This window comes from Streptomyces sp. NPDC093568 (assembly GCF_044764945.1).
GTDB lineage: Bacteria > Actinomycetota > Actinomycetes > Streptomycetales > Streptomycetaceae > Streptomyces.
In genome coordinates this window covers 335159-352442 of sequence record NZ_JBIWJD010000005.1, presented here as the reverse complement: position 1 = coordinate 352442, position 17284 = coordinate 335159, and the positions used below count along the sequence as shown (strand labels likewise).

The 17284-nt window shown below is 72.0% G+C and carries 12 protein-coding genes; 3 read left to right on the top strand and 9 right to left on the bottom strand.

What is annotated here, in order from left to right; genetic code table 11:
- Positions 1-41 precede the first annotated feature (41 nt).
- From ACIRD7_RS22265 to ACIRD7_RS22235, 7 genes are read right to left on the bottom strand one after another with little or no spacing between them, the layout of a single operon-like run.
- A complete protein-coding gene (locus tag ACIRD7_RS22265) occupies positions 42-875 on the bottom strand; it encodes an HpcH/HpaI aldolase/citrate lyase family protein (protein WP_403455827.1) in 834 nt (277 codons plus the stop codon).
- The gene (locus ACIRD7_RS22260; RefSeq protein ID WP_403455825.1) at positions 872-2071 is read right to left on the bottom strand and encodes a CaiB/BaiF CoA transferase family protein; all 1200 of its coding nucleotides are present in this window, start codon (positions 2069-2071) and stop codon (positions 872-874) included. The genes ACIRD7_RS22265 and ACIRD7_RS22260 overlap by 4 nt, the downstream gene beginning before the upstream one ends.
- Positions 2068-2961, bottom strand: coding sequence for a ribokinase (gene rbsK / locus ACIRD7_RS22255; RefSeq protein WP_403455823.1), 894 nt, complete (start codon positions 2959-2961; stop codon positions 2068-2070). The genes ACIRD7_RS22260 and rbsK overlap by 4 nt, the downstream gene beginning before the upstream one ends.
- On the bottom strand, positions 2958-4346 hold the full coding sequence (locus tag ACIRD7_RS22250; RefSeq protein ID WP_403455820.1) for an ADP-ribosylglycohydrolase family protein: 1389 nt from the start codon (positions 4344-4346) through the stop codon (positions 2958-2960). Before ACIRD7_RS22250 ends, rbsK begins: the two co-directional genes overlap by 4 nt.
- On the bottom strand, positions 4334-5509 hold the full coding sequence (locus ACIRD7_RS22245; protein WP_403455818.1) for an ADP-ribosylglycohydrolase family protein: 1176 nt from the start codon (positions 5507-5509) through the stop codon (positions 4334-4336). The genes ACIRD7_RS22250 and ACIRD7_RS22245 overlap by 13 nt, the downstream gene beginning before the upstream one ends.
- A gap of 8 nt (positions 5510-5517) precedes the next feature.
- A complete protein-coding gene (locus ACIRD7_RS22240) occupies positions 5518-6783 on the bottom strand; it encodes an ADP-ribosylglycohydrolase family protein (protein ID WP_403455815.1) in 1266 nt (421 codons plus the stop codon).
- Complete coding sequence (locus ACIRD7_RS22235) at positions 6780-7847, bottom strand: ADP-ribosylglycohydrolase family protein (protein WP_403455812.1); 1068 nt, start codon at positions 7845-7847, stop codon at positions 6780-6782. The genes ACIRD7_RS22240 and ACIRD7_RS22235 overlap by 4 nt, the downstream gene beginning before the upstream one ends.
- Positions 7848-8118: 271 nt before the next feature.
- On the opposite strand from ACIRD7_RS22235, the gene ACIRD7_RS22230 reads away from it, so the two are divergent.
- From ACIRD7_RS22230 to ACIRD7_RS22220, 3 genes are all read left to right on the top strand, one after another.
- Positions 8119-8850, top strand: a complete 732-nt coding sequence (locus tag ACIRD7_RS22230; RefSeq protein WP_403455809.1) for a VIT1/CCC1 transporter family protein — start codon at positions 8119-8121, stop codon at positions 8848-8850.
- Between the two features lie 371 nt (positions 8851-9221).
- Complete coding sequence (gene gltB / locus ACIRD7_RS22225; protein ID WP_403456394.1) at positions 9222-13820, top strand: glutamate synthase large subunit; 4599 nt, start codon at positions 9222-9224, stop codon at positions 13818-13820.
- A complete protein-coding gene (locus ACIRD7_RS22220) occupies positions 13813-15273 on the top strand; it encodes a glutamate synthase subunit beta (RefSeq protein ID WP_403455806.1) in 1461 nt (486 codons plus the stop codon). Before gltB ends, ACIRD7_RS22220 begins: the two co-directional genes overlap by 8 nt.
- Before the next feature lie 127 nt (positions 15274-15400).
- Here ACIRD7_RS22220 and ACIRD7_RS22215 read toward each other — a convergent pair whose 3' ends face one another.
- A complete protein-coding gene (locus ACIRD7_RS22215; protein WP_403455803.1) occupies positions 15401-16309 on the bottom strand; it encodes a chitosanase in 909 nt (302 codons plus the stop codon).
- On the bottom strand, positions 16306-17244 hold the full coding sequence (locus ACIRD7_RS22210) for a rhomboid family intramembrane serine protease (protein ID WP_403455801.1): 939 nt from the start codon (positions 17242-17244) through the stop codon (positions 16306-16308). Before ACIRD7_RS22210 ends, ACIRD7_RS22215 begins: the two co-directional genes overlap by 4 nt.
- Positions 17245-17284: the final 40 nt, after the last annotated feature.

Here is a 17284-nt window from a genome sequence, read left to right as displayed (position 1 = left end):
TCGATGAGGGCGCCCGGGTCACCGGGCGCCCTCATCGTGTTTCAGGTCCGGCGTGCCAGCGACAGGGTCCGCTGGGCCGCTGCCACGACCGCCGCGTCGATGAAGCTTCCGTCCGGCAGCGCCTGGGCGCCCTGTTCCGTTGCCGCTGCCTTGATGATCGTCTCCGCCTGCTGAAGTTCCTGCTCCGTGGGGAGGTAGGCGCGTTCGATCACCGCGAGCTGGCGGGGATGGATGGCCGCCCGGCCCAGGAAGCCCAGGGTGCGGCCGTGGGCGCAGGACGCGGCCAGGCCCTCCAGGTCGCGGATGTCGGGGTGGATCGACTGCGACGGCGGGGGCAGGCCGGCCGCCCGTGCGGCCACGACGACGCGGGAGCGGGCCCAGTCGAGGCCCGCGTCGCCGCGTACGCCCAGATCGGCGCGGAGGTCCGCCTCGCCCAGTGAGATGCCGTGGAGCGAGGGGTGGGCGGAGGCGATCGCGTGGGCGCGCTCGATGCCCAGGGCCGATTCCAGGAGGGCGTGCAGCGGGGTCGTGCCCGGTGCGCAGGGCGGGGTCGTCTGGGCGAGATGGATGATCTGCTCGGCCGAGATCACCTTCGGGAGGCGCAGTGCGGACAGACCGGGGAGGGCGGCCAGGGCCGTGAGGTCCCTGACGCCGGCCGGGGTGTCCAGGGCGTTCACCCGGACCTGGACCGGGACCGGGTGGCCCGGCTCGGAGAGCAGGTCGGCGGTGGCGGCGCGGGCGTAGTCCTTGCGGTCCGGGGCGACCGCGTCCTCCAGATCGACGATGACGACGTCGGCGCCCGAGGACAGCGCCTTGGCCACCACGTGCGGGCGGTCGCCGGGGGCGTACAGCCAGGTCAGAGGGTACGGAGTCACAGTGCGCCCTCCTCGCGCAGGGCGGCCAGCTCGGCGGGGGTGAGGCCCAGGCCGGTGAGGATCTCGTCCGTGTCCGCGCCGTGCGGGCGGCCGGTCCAGCGGATCGTGCCGGGGGTGGCGGACAGGCGGAAGAGGACGTTCTGCATGCGCAGCGGACCCAGCTCGGGGTCGTCGACGGTGGTGATCGTGTCCAGGGCCGCGTACTGCGGGTCCGTCATCACCTCCCGCACGTCCTGGATCGGGGCCACCGCGGCCTCCGCCTTCTCGAAGGCGGCGAGGACGTCGGCGCGGGTGTGGCGGGCGATCCAGTCGCCGACCGCCCGGTCCAGGACATCGGCGTGGCGGGCCCGGTCGGCGCCGGTCGCGAACCAGGGTTCGTCGATCAGTTCGGGGCGCCCCACCAGGTGCATCACGCGCTCGGCGACCGACTGGGCGGAGGTGGAGACGGCGACCCAGGTGCCGTCGGCGGTGCGGTAGGTGTTGCGCGGGGCGTTGTTGGCGGAGCGGTTGCCGGTGCGTTCCTGGACGTAGCCGAGCTGGTCGTACCAGGTCGCCTGGGGGCCGAGCGCCAGCAGCATCGGCTCGATGAGCGCCATGTCGACGACCTGGCCCTCGCCGGTGCGCTCGCGCGCGGCCAGGGCCGTCATCACCGCGTACGCGGTCGCGAGGCCCGCGATCGAGTCGGCCAGGCCGAACGGCGGGAGCGTCGGGGGCGCCTGCGGTTCGCCGGTGAGCGCCGCGAAGCCGCTCATCGCCTCGGCGAGCGTGCCGAACCCGGGGCGGTGGGCGTAGGGGCCGAACTGGCCGAAGCCGGTGACGCGGGTGAGCACCAGGCGGGGGTTGGCGGCGGAGAGCTCGGGCCAGCCGAGGTCCCACTTCTCCAGGGTGCCGGGGCGGAAGTTCTCGACGACGACGTCCGCGGTCGCGGCGAGGCGCAGCAGGGTGGCGCGCCCACCGGGGCGCGAGAGGTTCAGGGTGATGGTGCGCTTGTTGCGGCCGAGAACCTTCCACCACAGGCCCACGCCGTCCTTCGACGGGCCGTGGCCGCGGGAGGGGTCCGGCTTCTCCGGGTGCTCGACCTTGATGACCTCCGCGCCGAAGTCACCGAGCATCGTGGCGGCGAGGGGGCCGGCGAACAGGGTCGCCAGGTCGAGGACGCGGATGCCGGTCAGGGGGGCCTTGGCTGCGTCGGTCATGAGGCGTACCCCTCGTCGATCTCGGGGCGGTACGGCATCGACACGGTGGCGCCCTCCCGCTGGACCGACAGCGCCGCCGCCGCGGACGCCCAGGTCAGCGCGTCCGGCATCGGGCGTCCCTCACCGAGGGCCACCGCGAGGGCGCCGACGAAGGTGTCGCCGGCGCCGGTGGAGTCGACGGCGGTGACCTTCGGGGCGGGGACGGCCAGCGGTTCGGCGCCGCGGGTGGCGTACAGGCTGCCGGCCGCGCCCAGGGTGACGACCACCTCGGGCACCCGGTCGAGCAGTGCGGTGGCCGCCTCGCGGGGGTCGGTGCGGCCGGTGAGGGTGGTCGCCTCGTGCTCGTTGGGGACCAACAGGTCGATGGCGGCGAGGAGTTCGTCCGGGAGCTGCTGGGCGGGGGAGGGGGTGAGGACCGTACGGACGTCGTGGCGGTGGGCGGCCTGGGCGCCGGCGAGCACCGCGGCGAGCGGGATCTCCAGCTGGAGCAGCAGGGTGCCGGCGGAGGCGATGACTCCCTCGTCGCCGGGGCTGAGGTGGTCGAGGGTGCCGTTCGCGCCGGGGATCACGACGATCGCGTTGCCGCCCTGGTCGTCCACGACGATGTGCGCGGTGCCGGAGGGGCCCTCGACCGTGCGCAGGTCGTCGGTGTCCACGCCGGAGTGTTCGAGGGTGGAGCGCAGGCGGGTGCCGAAGGCGTCGTTGCCGACGGCGCCGATCATCGAGACGTTGCCGCCCGCGCGGGCCGCCGCGATCGCCTGGTTGGCGCCCTTGCCGCCCGGGATCGTACGGAACTCCCGGCCCGTCACGGTCTCGCCGCGCTGCGGGGCCTTCTCTACGTAGGTGACGAGGTCCATGTTCGTGCTGCCGAGCACGACGATGTCGGTCATGGGCGGGCTGCCTCCAAGGGGGTGAGCCGGTGGGCGAGGTCGTGGGTGAGCTGGGCCAGCGCGTCGAAGCCGATGCCGTTGAAGTCGGCGACCGAGGTGGCGAGGCGGTTCTTGAGCGGGGCCGTCCAGCGCTCGGGGAGGGCGGCCGGGGAGCCGGTGAGCAGGGCGGCGACGCTGCCGGCCGTCGCGCCGTTGGAGTCGGTGTCCCAGCCGCCCGACACCGCACGGCAGACGGAGCCGGTGAAGTCGCCGTCGGCGTGGGTGAGGGCGGCGGCGATCAAAGCCGTGTTGGGGATGGCGTGGACCCAGTGGTGGGTGTCCGCGTGGGTGGCGTGCAGTTCGTCGACGACCGTGTCGAAGTCGTCGTGGGTCCGGGCCAGCCGGACGGCGTGGGTGATCGCGTGGGCCAGCCGGGACCGCGGCGGGACGACCGAGAGGCCGGTGCGCAGGCAGGCGTGGATGTCCTGGGGTGCGGACGCGGTCGCCGCCCGGGCGATGACCGCCGCCGTGAACATCGCCGCGTAGACGCCGTTGGCGGTGTGGGTGAGGGTGGCGTCGCGGTGGGCCTGCTCGGCCGCGGCGGCCGGGTCGCCGGGGTTGGTCCAGCCGTGCACGTCGGCGCGGATGAGGGCGCCGATCCACTCGCGGAAGGGGTTGCGGTGGCGGGCCGTGTGCGGGGGCTCGATGCCGAGCAGGAGGTTGCGGTAGGCGACGCGTTCGGCGGTGAAGGTGCGGCCGGCCGGGAGGTCGTCGAGCCAGAGGCGGGCCAGGTCGGTGGGGGTGAAGCCGCTGCCGTGGCGGCGCAGCAGGAGGAGGTTGAGGAGGGGGTAGTTGAGGTCGTCGTCCTCGGGCATCCCGTCGATGTTCTCGGCGAGGGAGGTGGGGGCCGAGCGGCGGTTCCAGGGGTGGGCCGTGAGGAGTTCCTCGGGTACACCCTTGGCGGTGAAGTAGGTGTTCAGGGGCCAGTTGCCGGTGGCGGCGGCCAGTTGGCGGATGGCTTCGAGGGGGAGCTTCTCGACGGGTTTGCCCAGCAGACAGCCCACCGCGCGGCCCAGCCAGGCGGCCTCGTAGTGCGCGGGGGTGGGCGCGGCCGGGGTAGCCGTGGGCCAGGACGGGCAGCTCGCCTTGATCTTCGCGAGGTCGGTGGGTTCGCTGTCCGCCAAGCGGCTCGGGAGGTCCGCCAGTTCGTCGAGCAGGTCCTCCGCCAGCGTCCGCAGGTAGCGCGACGCGGGTCCGGGTGACGCCCCCGCGCGCGACGGTGCCTGCGCGCCGCCCGCCGCCCTCCAGCGCGCCGCGATCGCCGACGGCTCCCGGCCGTCCAACGCCGCCTGGCGCAGCTCGTGGCCGATCAGGTCCTCCGGCTGGACCCAGGTCAGTCGGAGCATCCTCGGCCCCCCAGCGCGGTGAACGCCGCCTCGTGCGCCCGGCGTCGGCGTACGTCTCTCTCGTGGATCTCCTGCGTGACCCCGGTCAGTGTCCGGGCGGGTTCCCAGAGGTCCAGCCGGCTGGCCTCCGCGACCGTCTTCGCCCAGTCCTGCGGGGCCGGTGAGCCCAGCGCGCCGCACAGGGCGCCGGCCATCGTCGCGATCGAGTCGCAGTCGCGGCCGTAGTTCACCGCGCCCAGCACCGCTTGGCGGTAGTCGCCGCGCGCGACCAGCAACATGCCCAGGGCGACGGGGAGTTCCTCGATGGCGTGCAGCCGCGAGGGGCGGCGCGCGCCGAGGGAGGGCCGGCGGTAGTCGGGGCCGACCGTGTCGTACGGGGTGATCGCCTCGCGCAGCGGGGCCAGCGCCGACTCGAAGGCCTTGTGGGCGCCCGCCACTTCGCAGACCTTCTCGATGGCCGTCCTCGTACCGTCCTTCGCCAGCGCCAGACAGGCGTCGACGACGGTGCCCGGGGTCGCCCCGGGGATGCACGCCGCGGCCACCGCCGCCGCGAAGACGCCCGCCGCCTCACGGCCGTACGACGACTGGTGGGCGCCCGCGACGTCCAGCGCCTCCGCGTACGCGGCCCTCGGGTCGGCCGCGTTGACCAGGCCGACCGGGGCCATGTACATCGCCGCGCCGCAGTTGACGATGTTGCCGACGCCGGCCTCCCGCGGGTCCACGTGGCCGTAGTGCAGACGGGCCACCAGCCACTTCTCCGCCAGGAAGACGCGGTGGAGGGGGAGGGCCTCCGACTCCAGCTCCGGGATCCAGCGGGGGCTCGTCATCAGGTCCGGGACCAGGTGGTCGGCGATCGCGTACGCGTCGAGGTGGTCGCGGACCTGCGCGTAGACCCGGACCAGCGCATGCGTCATCAACGTGTCGTCGGTGACGTGCCCGTCGCCCTTGTGGTACGGCGCGAGGGGGCGGGCCGTGCGCCAGGCGTCGCCGCTCCAGGGTCCGACGATGCCGTGGACCCGGCCGCCGTGGCGCTGCAGGATCTGGTCGGGGGAGTAGCCCTCCACCGGGCCGCCGAGGGCGTCGCCGACCGCCGCGCCGACCAGGGCGCCGGTGATCCGCTCGTCGAGACGCGGACCACTGCTTTCTTGTGCTTTGGGCGTCATGCCCCGAATCATCCTCCTGGTCGGGCCGGTTGCGTGGCTTCCAGGAGTTCGGCGAGTTCCACCAGATCGGTGCCGGTGAGGCGGGGGAGTACGCAGCCGGAGAGGGTGCGGCAGGTGTCGCGCCAGGACGCGGGGATCGACGAACCGCCGCCCAGCGCCCCGGTCAGCGCGCCGGCCAGGGCCGGCGCCGAGTCCGCGACGCGGGAGAGGCAGGCGGCGGCCGGGACCGCCTCCGCGATCCGGCCGTGCGCGGCGACCGTGAGGGCGAGGGCGACCGGGACGGTTTCGGCGGCGGCGATGCCGTAGCTGTAGACGTGGTCGACGATCTGGTGCTCGAGGAGGGGGATGAGGGCGAAGGCGCTGTCCGCGGTGCGCGCGAGGTGCAGGGCGTGGCGGGCGTTGCGGCCGATCTCCGTCTCCGCGGGGAGCTCGGCGAGTGCCGCGGCCACGCAGGTCTCGGCGTCCGCGCCGGTCAGGGCCAGCGCGAGGGCCGCAGCCATCGCCCGCGCGCCGTGCACGCCGTCGCCGTCCTGGGTGTAGCGGGCGTCGAACTCGGCGAGATCGGCGGCGCGGTGGGGGTCGCCGGGGTGGGCGACGGCCAGGACACAGGCGCGGACGCAGGCCGCGTCGTCGAAGTAGTGCGGGTTGTCGTGGCCGGTGGCGGGCGGGCGCAGGCCGGTGGCGAGGTTGCCGAGGCCGGCTCTGACGGAGATGCGGGCGCGCAGCGGGAGGATGGCCGACTCGATCTCCGGGGCGCGGTCGGCCGCGGCGGCGACCTCGCTGGCCACGGCGTTCCAGGTGAGGTCGATGGCGGCTCGGGTGCGGCGCTCCCGGCTGAGGTCGCCGAGGGCGCTGTCGTCGCCGGCGCGGAGCACGGCCTCCGCGGCGAAGGCCGCCCATTCCGCGTCGTCGGAGGGGCCGAGGCGCAGGGGCTCGGGCGGTTGGTTGAGGGCGATGGGGACGGGGAGGGTGGTGGTCGCGTTGTGTTCGGCGAAGGTGTCGAGCTCGCGGGTGAGCCGGCGGGTCCATTCGGGCATGCGGGCGGCACGGTGGCGGGCGGCGGGCCAGCCGGCGGCGTCGCCCGCGGCGAGGCCGAGGAGGAGGCCGAGGATGTGCTGACCGGGTTCGCCGTCGGCCTGGTGTCTCCCGCCGGCACCGCCCGTGCGGCTCTCGTCGTCGGGTGCGGGTGGCTGGGTGAGGAGCGTGGGCTCGGGTTCGGGTTCGGGGGGTGTCGTCGTCGGGGCGCCTTCGTCCCAGGGGGTGGGCGACTTCATCGTCGGGCTCCCGCGTGGGGCGCCGGCGCCTCGGCCGCCGTGAGTCCTCCTGCCACCCACTTCCTGTCCTCCCCCGGCACCAGCAACTCCGCCACGTCCAGCACGTGATGCCCCGCCATCGACGGCAAGCAGCTTCCCCGCGCAGGTCCGATCGCCGCCCCCCACTCCGCCGGGATCGCCGACTCCCCCTGTGTCGCTCCGGCCAGCGCCCCCGCGACCGCCGCCGTCGTGTCCGCGTCGCGGCCCATGTTGACGGCCGTCAGGACCGCCTGGACGAAGTCGCCGTCGGCCGCCGCGTACGCGCCGAAGGCGAGGGCGACCGCCTCGGGGGCCAGGTCGGTCCAGGGATAGCCGCCGATCACGACGGCGGAGCGGACCGCGCGTTCGCCCCGGTGCGCCATCGCCACCGCCCGGCGCAGCGACCTCGCCGTCCAGGAGTCGTCCGGGACCACCGCGAGCGCCGAGGCGACGACCGCGATCGTCGGCGCCCCCGCCATCGCCGCCGCGACCCCGGCCGCGACGGCCTGTCCGCCGTAGATGCCCTCTCCGTCGTGGCTCACCGAGCCGTCGATCGCGACCAGGCGGGCGGCCTCGGCGGGGCGGCCGGCCGCGAGGACGCCGAAGGGGGCCGCCCGCATGGCGAGGCCGTCGCTCCAGGCGTGGCGGTGCTGGGCGGAGATGGGGGCCGCGAGGCCGCGGCGGAGGTTCTCCAGGGTGCCGCGCTCGCTGAATCCGGCGCCCCGGAAGGGGCCTTCCGCGCGGTCCGCGATCCACTCGTGCCAGGCCCCCTCCACATGGGCGGTGGTGAGTGCCGAGCCGTGGCGGGCGAGGAGGAGGCCCGAGAAGATCGCGTACTCGGTGTCGTCGGTGCCGGACGGGTTGTCGGTGACGAAGCCCGTGATGCGGCCCCAGCGGGCGCGGATCTCGGAGGGCTTCATGTTCTCCGCGGGGGCGCCCAGCGCGTCGCCGACCGCCAGGCCCAGCAGGGCGCCGCGCGCCCGTGCGCGGAGTTCGGTGGCGTCACCGGGCGCCGGAACCGAGGGGATGCAGGCGATCGATGGCATGCGCGGCCTCTCCTCCGTGGGCTCCGCCCAGGGCGCGGAGCCCTTTGCGGATGTGTCCCACCGTCGGCGGTTGACCTGAGCCTCGGAGGCCTCGGTGTCACCCGGTCAGCATTTGTGCGGTGCCGTACACGAATGAGCGTTCTAGGGGAAAAGCGCAGGTTAGCCCAGCCTTTCCTTGCTGGCGGGCGGGAATTTCGAGGCGTAGATTTGGGATTGTCAAAGAATAGAATGTGTCTAAAGGCAGCCTTACCTGAGTTCCTGGGGGACCTTCATGGCCATCATCGAGACCGAGGCGCCGCTCCACGAGGCGCACCGCGACAACCACACCCACCGCGATGTGAACGGCGGCTGGCTGCGGCCCGCGGTGTTCGGTGCGATGGACGGGCTGGTCTCCAACCTGGCCCTGATGACCGGTGTCGCCGGTGGCGCGGTCAGTCATCAGACCGTCGTGCTGAGCGGGCTCGCGGGCCTCGCCGCCGGCGCCTTCTCCATGGCCGCCGGTGAGTACACCTCCGTCGCCTCGCAGCGCGAACTCGTCGAGGCCGAGCTGGACGTCGAGCGCCGGGAGCTGAGAAAGCACCCCGAGGACGAGGAGGCCGAGCTCGCGGCCCTCTACGAGGCGCGGGGTGTCGAGCCGCGGCTCGCGAAGGCCGTCGCCGCGCAGCTGTCCCGCGATCCCGAGCTCGCGCTGGAGATACACGCCCGCGAGGAACTCGGCATCGACCCCGGTGATCTGCCGTCGCCGCTGGTCGCGGCCGTCTCCTCGTTCGGTTCGTTCGCGCTGGGCGCCCTGCTGCCCGTGCTGCCGTATCTGCTCGGCGCGACCGCGCTGTGGCCCGCCGTACTGCTGGCGCTGCTCGGCCTGTTCCTGTGCGGTGCCGTCGTGGCCAAGGTGACCGCGCGGACCTGGTGGTACAGCGGGCTGCGGCAGCTCGCGCTCGGTGGTGCCGCGGCCGGTGTGACGTACGCCCTGGGCGGTTTGTTCGGAACGGCCGTAGGATAGCTCGGCTCGGACTTATGCGTTGGGCCGCATAAGTAGCCGTTACTCGCTGGTTTCGGATGCGTGACCACCGGGCATGAGCCGTAAGCGCTGTGGGCAATGACGCCTGTGGCGCACTCGCGGGGTCGGCGACGACGCCTCTCCCGCCTCCTGGATCGTCGGACATAGACCTGTCCTGCTCGGTCCCCACATACTTTGAGCCACGTGCGCGGAACCCCTGCCGTAGCCCGTGGTGTCCGCATGGTGGAACGGATTATCCCGCTTCCCGAGAACCGCCCCATCATGTAACCTGCACGAAATTTTGCACTCACGCAGAGGGCCAACGTCGTCCCTCGGCAATCTGCATATGCCACATGACGACGACGGGAGAGCCGATGCGTACGCCGCGCCAGCCGTCCCAGCACTCCGCGAATGGCCAGAACTGGTCGTTCATGGATGCTCGCCCTGCTGCGCAGGGTATGTACGACCCCCGCAACGAGCACGACGCCTGTGGCGTCGGCTTCGTGGCCACCCTCACCGGCGAGGCGAGCCACGCGCTGGTCGAGCAGGCGCTGACCGTTCTGCGCAACCTCGAACACCGCGGCGCCACCGGCTCCGAGCCCGACTCGGGTGACGGCGCCGGCATCCTCTCCCAGGTGCCCGACGCCTTCTTCCGCGAGGTGACCGGGTTCGAGCTTCCCGAGGCCGGCGCGTATGCGGTCGGCATCGCCTTCCTGCCGGAGGAGGGGACCCAGGACGCCGTCTCGCAGATCGAGACGATCGCGTCCGAGGAGGGCCTCACCGTCCTCGGCTGGCGCGAGGTTCCCGTCGCCCCCGAGCTGCTCGGCGCCACCGCCCGCTCGACGATGCCCGCCTTCCGGCAGATCTTCGTCACCGACGGCGCTTCGGAGGGCATCGCCCTCGACCGCAAGGCCTTCGTGCTGCGCAAGCGCGCCGAGCGCGAGGCCGGCGTCTACTTCCCGTCGCTGTCGGCCCGCACCATCGTTTACAAGGGCATGCTGACCACCGGCCAGCTGGAGCCCTTCTTCCCGGACCTGTCCGACCGCCGCTTCGGCTCGGCCATCGCCCTGGTCCACTCGCGCTTCTCCACGAACACCTTCCCGTCGTGGCCGCTGGCGCACCCGTACCGCTTCGTCGCGCACAACGGTGAGATCAACACCGTCAAGGGCAACCGCAACTGGATGCGGGCCCGTGAGTCGCAGCTCGTCTCCGACCTGTTCGGTTCCGACGGCAAGGCTCTGGAGCGCGTCTTCCCGGTGTGCACCCCGGACGCCTCCGACTCCGCGTCCTTCGACGAGGTGCTCGAACTCCTGCACCTGGGCGGGCGTTCGCTGCCGCACTCCGTGCTGATGATGATTCCGGAGGCGTGGGAGAACCACGACTCCATGGACCCGGCCCGGCGCGCCTTCTACCAGTTCCACTCCACGATGATGGAGCCCTGGGACGGCCCGGCCTGTGTCACCTTCACCGACGGCACCCAGGTCGGCGCCGTGCTCGACCGCAACGGCCTGCGTCCCGGCCGCTACTGGGTCACCGACGACGGCCTCGTCGTCCTCGGCTCCGAGGTCGGCGTCCTCGACATCGACCCCGCGAAGGTCGTCCGCAAGGGTCGCCTGCAGCCCGGCCGTATGTTCCTCGTCGACACCGCCGAGCACCGCATCATCGAGGACGACGAGATCAAGGCCCAGCTCGCCGCCGAGCAGCCCTACGCCGAGTGGCTGGAAGCCGGCGAGATCGAGCTGTCCGACCTGCCCGAGCGTGAGCACATCGTGCACACGCACGCCTCGGTCACCCGCCGCCAGCAGACCTTCGGTTACACCGAGGAGGAGCTGCGCGTCATCCTCGCGCCGATGGCCAAGGCCGGTGCCGAGCCGATCGGTTCGATGGGCACCGACTCTCCGATCGCCGCGCTGAGCGAGCGCCCGCGTCTGCTCTTCGACTACTTCACCCAGCTGTTCGCGCAGGTCACCAACCCGCCGCTGGACGCCATCCGCGAGGAGCTCGTCACCTCGCTGAACTCCTCGCTGGGCCCGCAGGGCAACCTGCTCGACCCGACGGCCGCCTCCTGTCGCTCGGTCACCCTGCCCTTCCCGGTGATCGACAACGACGAGCTGGCCAAGCTCATCCACATCAACGCCGACGGCGACATGCCCGGCTTCAAGGCCGCGACCCTGTCCGGCCTGTACCGGGTGCACGGCGGCGGTGACGCGCTGGCCGCGCGCATCGAGGAGATCTGCGCCGAGGCCGACGCCGCCATCGAGAACGGCGCCCGGCTGATCGTCCTGTCGGACCGCCACTCCGACGCCGAGCACGCGCCGATCCCGTCGCTGCTGCTCACCGCGGCCGTCCACCACCACCTCATCCGCACCAAGCAGCGCACCCACGTGGGCCTGCTGGTCGAGGCCGGCGACGTTCGCGAGGTCCACCACGTCGCGCTGCTCATCGGCTTCGGCGCCGCCGCGGTCAACCCGTACCTGGCCATGGAGTCCGTCGAGGACCTGGTCCGCGCCGGCACCTTCCTGTCCGGCATCGAGGCCGAGAAGGCGATCCGCAACCTGATCTACGCCCTCGGCAAGGGCGTCCTGAAGGTCATGTCCAAGATGGGCATCTCGACCGTCGCCTCCTACCGCGGCGCCCAGGTCTTCGAGGCCGTCGGTCTCGACGAGGCCTTCGTGGAGAAGTACTTCAACGGCACGGCCACCAAGATCGGCGGCGTCGGCATCGACGTCATCGCCAAGGAGGTCGCCGCCCGCCACGCCAAGGCGTACCCGGCGAGCGGCATCGCGCCCGCGCACCGCGCGCTGGAGATAGGCGGCGAGTACCAGTGGCGCCGCGAGGGCGAGCCGCACCTGTTCGACCCGGAGACGGTCTTCCGCCTCCAGCACTCCACGCGCACCGGCCGCTACGACATCTTCAAGAAGTACACGGACCGGGTGAACGAGCAGTCCGAGCGTCTGATGACGCTGCGCGGCCTGTTCGGCTTCAAGTCCGACCGGCAGCCGATCTCCATCGACGAGGTCGAGCCCGCTTCCGAGATCGTCAAGCGCTTCTCCACCGGCGCCATGTCGTACGGCTCCATCTCCAAGGAGGCGCACGAGACCCTCGCCATCGCCATGAACCAGCTGGGCGGCAAGTCCAACACCGGTGAGGGCGGCGAGGACCCGGACCGTCTGTACGACCCGGCGCGCCGGTCCAGCATCAAGCAGGTCGCCTCCGGCCGCTTCGGTGTCACGTCCGAGTACCTGGTCAACGCCGACGACATCCAGATCAAGATGGCCCAGGGCGCCAAGCCCGGCGAGGGCGGCCAGCTGCCCGGCCACAAGGTCTACCCGTGGGTGGCCAAGACCCGTCACTCGACGCCGGGTGTCGGTCTGATCTCCCCGCCGCCGCACCACGACATCTACTCCATCGAGGACCTGGCCCAGCTGATCCACGACCTGAAGAACGCGAACCCGCAGGCGCGGATTCACGTGAAGCTGGTCTCCGAGGTCGGCGTCGGCACGGTCGCGGCCGGTGTGTCCAAGGCACACGCGGACGTGGTCCTGATCTCGGGTCACGACGGTGGTACGGGCGCGTCCCCGCTGACGTCGCTCAAGCACGCCGGCGGCCCCTGGGAGCTCGGCCTCGCCGAGACCCAGCAGACCCTGCTGCTCAACGGCCTGCGCGACCGCATCGTCGTGCAGACCGACGGCCAGCTGAAGACCGGCCGTGACGTCGTCATCGCCGCGCTGCTCGGCGCCGAGGAGTTCGGTTTCGCGACCGCGCCGCTCGTCGTCTCCGGCTGCGTCATGATGCGCGTCTGCCACCTGGACACCTGCCCGGTCGGCATCGCCACCCAGAACCCGACGCTGCGCGACCGGTTCACCGGCAAGGCCGAATACGTCGTGAACTTCTTCCAGTTCATCGCCGAGGAGGTCCGCGAGATCCTCGCCGAGCTGGGCTTCCGCTCCATCGAGGAGGCCGTCGGTCACGCCGAGACGCTGGACGTCACGCGTGCCGTCGACCACTGGAAGGCGCAGGGCCTGGACCTGGAGCCGCTGTTCCACGTGCCCGAGCTGCCCGAGGGCGCGGTGCGCCACCAGCTGATCGAGCAGGACCACGGCCTGGAGAAGGCGCTCGACAACGAGCTCATCAAGCTCGCCGCCGACGCGCTCGCCGCGGACTCCGCGACCGACGCCCAGCCGGTGCGCGCCCAGGTCAAGGTCCGCAACATCAACCGCACGGTCGGCACCATGCTCGGCCACGAGGTGACGAAGAAGTTCGGTGGCGCGGGCCTGCCCGACGACACCATCGACATCACCTTCACCGGCTCCGCCGGCCAGTCCTTCGGTGCCTTCCTGCCGCGCGGTGTCACGCTGCGCCTGGAGGGCGACGCCAACGACTACGTCGGCAAGGGCCTCTCCGGCGGCCGGGTGATCGTCCGTCCGGACCGTGGCGCCGACCACCTCGCCGAGTACTCGACCATCGCGGGCAACACCATCGCGTACGGCGCGACCGGCGGTGAGCTGTTCCTGCGCGGTCGTACGGGCGAGCGGTTCTGTGTCCGCAACTCCGGCGCGACGGTCGTCTCCGAGGGCGTGGGCGACCACGGCTGCGAGTACATGACCGGCGGCCACGCGGTCGTCCTGGGCGAGACGGGCCGTAACTTCGCGGCCGGCATGTCCGGCGGCATCGCGTACGTCATCGACCTGGACAAGGACAACGTCAACGTCGGCAACCTCGACGCTGTCGAGGCCCTCGACGACACCGACAAGCAGTGGCTGCACGACGTGGTCCGCCGCCACCAGGAGGAGACCGGCTCCACGGTCGCCGAGAAGCTGCTGGCCGAGTGGGAGACCGCCGTCGAGCGCTTCAGCAAGATCATCCCCAGCACGTACAAGGCAGTGCTCGCCGCCAAGGACGCCGCCGAGCGAGCCGGTCTCTCCGAGACCGAGGTCACCGAGAAGATGATGGAGGCGGCGATCAATGGCTGACCCGAAGGGCTTTCTGAACCACGGCCGCGAGGTCGCCAAGTCCCGCCCGGTCGAAGAGCGCAAGAAGGACTGGAACGAGGTCTACGTCCCCGGCTCCCTGCTGCCGATCATCAGCAAGCAGGCCAGCCGCTGCATGGACTGCGGCATCCCCTTCTGCCACAACGGCTGTCCGCTCGGGAACCTCATCCCCGAGTGGAACGACTACGCCTACCGCGAGGACTGGGCGGCGGCGTCCGAGCGCCTGCACGCGACGAACAACTTCCCGGAGTTCACGGGCCGCCTGTGCCCCGCTCCCTGTGAGTCGGCGTGCGTGCTCGGCATCAACCAGCCGGCCGTCACCATCAAGAACGTCGAGGTCTCCATCATCGACAAGGCGTGGGACAGCGGTGACGTCGAGCCGCAGATCCCGGAGCGCCTGTCGGGCAAGACCGTCGCCGTCATCGGCTCGGGCCCGGCGGGCCTGGCCGCGGCCCAGCAGCTGACCCGGGCCGGTCACACCGTTGCCGTCTACGAGCGCGCGGACCGCATCGGAGGCCTTCTCCGCTACGGCATCCCCGAGTTCAAGATGGAGAAGCGGCACATCAACCGCCGTATCGAGCAGATGCGCGCGGAGGGCACCCGCTTCCGCACCGGCATCGAGATCGGCAAGGACCTCAAGGCCACCGACCTGAAGAAGCGGTACGACGCGGTCGTCATCGCCGCCGGCGCCACGACCGCCCGTGACCTCCCGGTCCCCGGCCGCGAGCTCAAGGGCGTCTACCAGGCGATGGAGTACCTGCCGCTGGCCAACAAGGTCCAGGAGGGCGACTACGTCACCGCCCCGATCTCCGCCGAGGGCAAGCACGTCGTCGTCATCGGCGGTGGCGACACCGGCGCCGACTGCGTGGGCACCGCCCACCGGCAAGGCGCGGCCTCCGTCACGCAGCTGGAGATCATGCCCCGTCCGGGCGAGGACCGGGCGCCGCACCAGCCGTGGCCGACCTTCCCGATGCTGTACAAGGTCACGTCCGCGCACGAGGAGGGCGGTGAGCGGGTCTACTCCGTCTCCACCACCCACTTCGAGGGCGACGAGGACGGCAACGTCCAGTGGCTGCACCTCACCGAGGTGGAGTTCATCGACGGCAAGCTGACCCCGAAGCCGGGCACCGAGCGCAAGATCCCGGCCCAGCTGGTCACCCTCGCCATGGGCTTCACCGGCACCGACCGCGAGAACGGCCTGGTCGAGCAGTTCGGCCTGGACCTCGACGAGCGCGGCAACATCGCCCGCGACGCCGACTTCCAGACCAACGTGCCGGGCGTCTTCGTCGCCGGTGACGCGGGCCGCGGCCAGTCCCTCATCGTGTGGGCCATCGCGGAGGGCCGCTCGGCCGCCCGCGGCTGCGACCGCTTCCTCACCGGCGCGAGCGAACTGCCGGCCCCGATCCGCCCGACGGACCGCGCGCTGATGGTCTGATCCGAGGATCGACAGACGTCCCGTACAAAGGCGTACGGGCGGGATGTCTGGGGGATACCCCCAGATCCCCGCGACGGCGCCTGCCCCTTGTCCCCGACCGGACGAATGGGCAGGCGCCGTCACTTGCTCAGGGCACCTTGTACGTCTCCCCGTACACCTGCCACCGGAGCGGCGTCCGCAGCCCCAGGTTCCCGTCGTACAGGAACTGCCGCTGGGCCGTGTCGATGCGGGTGGTGTCGGTGCCCGGGCGTTTCTCCCGCATGGCCTTGCGACGGACGTCCAGGAAGATGTCCAGGTACGCCTTCTCCGAGCCGCCCTGGGACGGGGAGTTCGCCTCGCGCAGGGCCCGTTCCCGCAGGACGTAGAAGCCGTCGTCGTCGATGCCGGGGCCGTGGAAGACCATCGCGTCGAAGTAGATGAACTGGCCCAGCGTGCCGAGGCCGTCGAGCTTGGCCAGGCGCACCGCCGGGTCGAAGTAGGCGCGGTCCCGCTCGGCCAGCTGGGCCTCCTGGAAGGCCGGCAGCTCGGCCTCCGCCTTCCAGGCCGCCGTGAAGCCGGGGTCGAGGCCCTCGTGGGAGTCCGTGCCGTCGACCGCGCGCAGGGCGGGCAGATACTTGGCGAGCCCGTTGTCCGGGTGGCTGTCGGTGTAGCGCTCGACCAGCGCGAGCAGGTCGTGCGTGCCGGTGCAGAAGCCGATGATGCCGGCCGTGTAGCCCTGGCCGTCCTTGATGTCCTCGATGTAGCCGAAGGCGCTGCGCCAGTTCAGGGTCGAGTTCTCGGCGCTGGACACGAGCCGCTGCGCCAGCTCCTTCCTCGCCGGGTCGGCCAGCCCCGGCGGCAGGCTCGCGATCAGCTTGTCGTCGGCCGACCGCTCCTGCTCGGCGCGGCTCTTGGCGTCCTGGCGGGAGGCCTGCTGCGAGGTGGCGACGGAGGGTTCGGCGGGGCTCTCCGCGGAGTCGGTGGGGACGAGGAAGTAGGCGGCCGCGGTGATGGCGACGGGGACGGCCGCGAAGAGCAGGACTCCGGTACGTCTCACTGGGACAGCCCTCCACTCGTCAGCTCCGACACCTTGGCGAACGCGACCATGGCCAGCAACACCAGCACGCCCGCACATGCGACCGCCTGGACCAGGGTCTGACGCGGCCCGCGCGGGGCGTAAGCGTAGGCGAACGTCACCGCCGCGCCGGTCAGCAGCCCGCCGAGGTGGCCCTGCCAGGAGGTGAGGCCGGCGGACAGCAGCAGCCACAGCAGAAGGAAGACCATGAAGCGGTTGACGGACCGCATGTCGGCGCCGATCCGGCGGGCGAGCACGTAGTACGCGGCGCCGAGGCCGAAGATCGCGCCCGACGCGCCGACCGACTCCACGTTCACGTCGGTGAGCAGCAGCTCGAACACCGAGCCGCCCAGCGTCGCCAGCAGGTACAGGGCGACATAGCGGAGCCGGCCCAGCATGGGCTCCACGACCCGGCCGAGCTGCCACAGCGAGAGCATGTTCATCACGATGTGCAGCAGCCCGAAGGTGCCCTCCGTCGGCGGCAGATGCAGGAAACCGCCGGTGAGCAACCGCTCCCACTGCCCGGCGACGACGCCTTCGGCATGGAAGTCCGAGGGGTACGGGGACTGGTAGACGTAGAAGCCGCCGTCCGGCCCGACCAGCCGGGCGCTGAGCATCGAGAACCGGTCCAGGATCTCCGGGCGCACCACCTCGGCCAGATAGGCGACGACGTTGAGCCCGATGAGCACCGAGGTCACCAGCGGCGTCGTGGCGATCCGGCCGCCGACGAGCGTCCGGGCCTGCCGCACCGACCGCGCGCCCTCCTTCACGCACTCCACGCACTGGTGTCCGACGGCCGCCTCACGCATGCAGTCCGGGCAGATGTACCGGTCGCAGCGGGTGCAGCGGACGTGGGACTCCACCTTGGGATGGCGATAGCAGGTGGTCACGACGGACTCGGTGGACTCGGGCTCCACAGCCGGCTCCTCTGAGGACTGGACGAACGGTGAGCCGGTG

Bases quoted from the DNA above. Each gene is read 5' to 3' on its own strand.
- ACIRD7_RS22260 (WP_403455825.1), bottom strand. From the start codon at position 2,071: ATGACCGACGCAGCCAAGGCCCCCCTGACCGGCATCCGCGTCCTCGAC.
- rbsK (WP_403455823.1), bottom strand. From the start codon at position 2,961: ATGACCGACATCGTCGTGCTCGGCAGCACGAACATGGACCTCGTCACC.
- ACIRD7_RS22250 (WP_403455820.1), bottom strand. From the start codon at position 4,346: ATGCTCCGACTGACCTGGGTCCAGCCGGAGGACCTGATCGGCCACGAG.
- ACIRD7_RS22245 (WP_403455818.1), bottom strand. From the start codon at position 5,509: ATGACGCCCAAAGCACAAGAAAGCAGTGGTCCGCGTCTCGACGAGCGG.
- ACIRD7_RS22240 (WP_403455815.1), bottom strand. From the start codon at position 6,783: ATGAAGTCGCCCACCCCCTGGGACGAAGGCGCCCCGACGACGACACCC.
- ACIRD7_RS22235 (WP_403455812.1), bottom strand. From the start codon at position 7,847: ATGCCATCGATCGCCTGCATCCCCTCGGTTCCGGCGCCCGGTGACGCC.
- ACIRD7_RS22230 (WP_403455809.1), top strand. From the start codon at position 8,119: ATGGCCATCATCGAGACCGAGGCGCCGCTCCACGAGGCGCACCGCGAC.
- gltB (WP_403456394.1), top strand. From the start codon at position 9,222: ATGCGTACGCCGCGCCAGCCGTCCCAGCACTCCGCGAATGGCCAGAAC.
- ACIRD7_RS22220 (WP_403455806.1), top strand. From the start codon at position 13,813: ATGGCTGACCCGAAGGGCTTTCTGAACCACGGCCGCGAGGTCGCCAAG.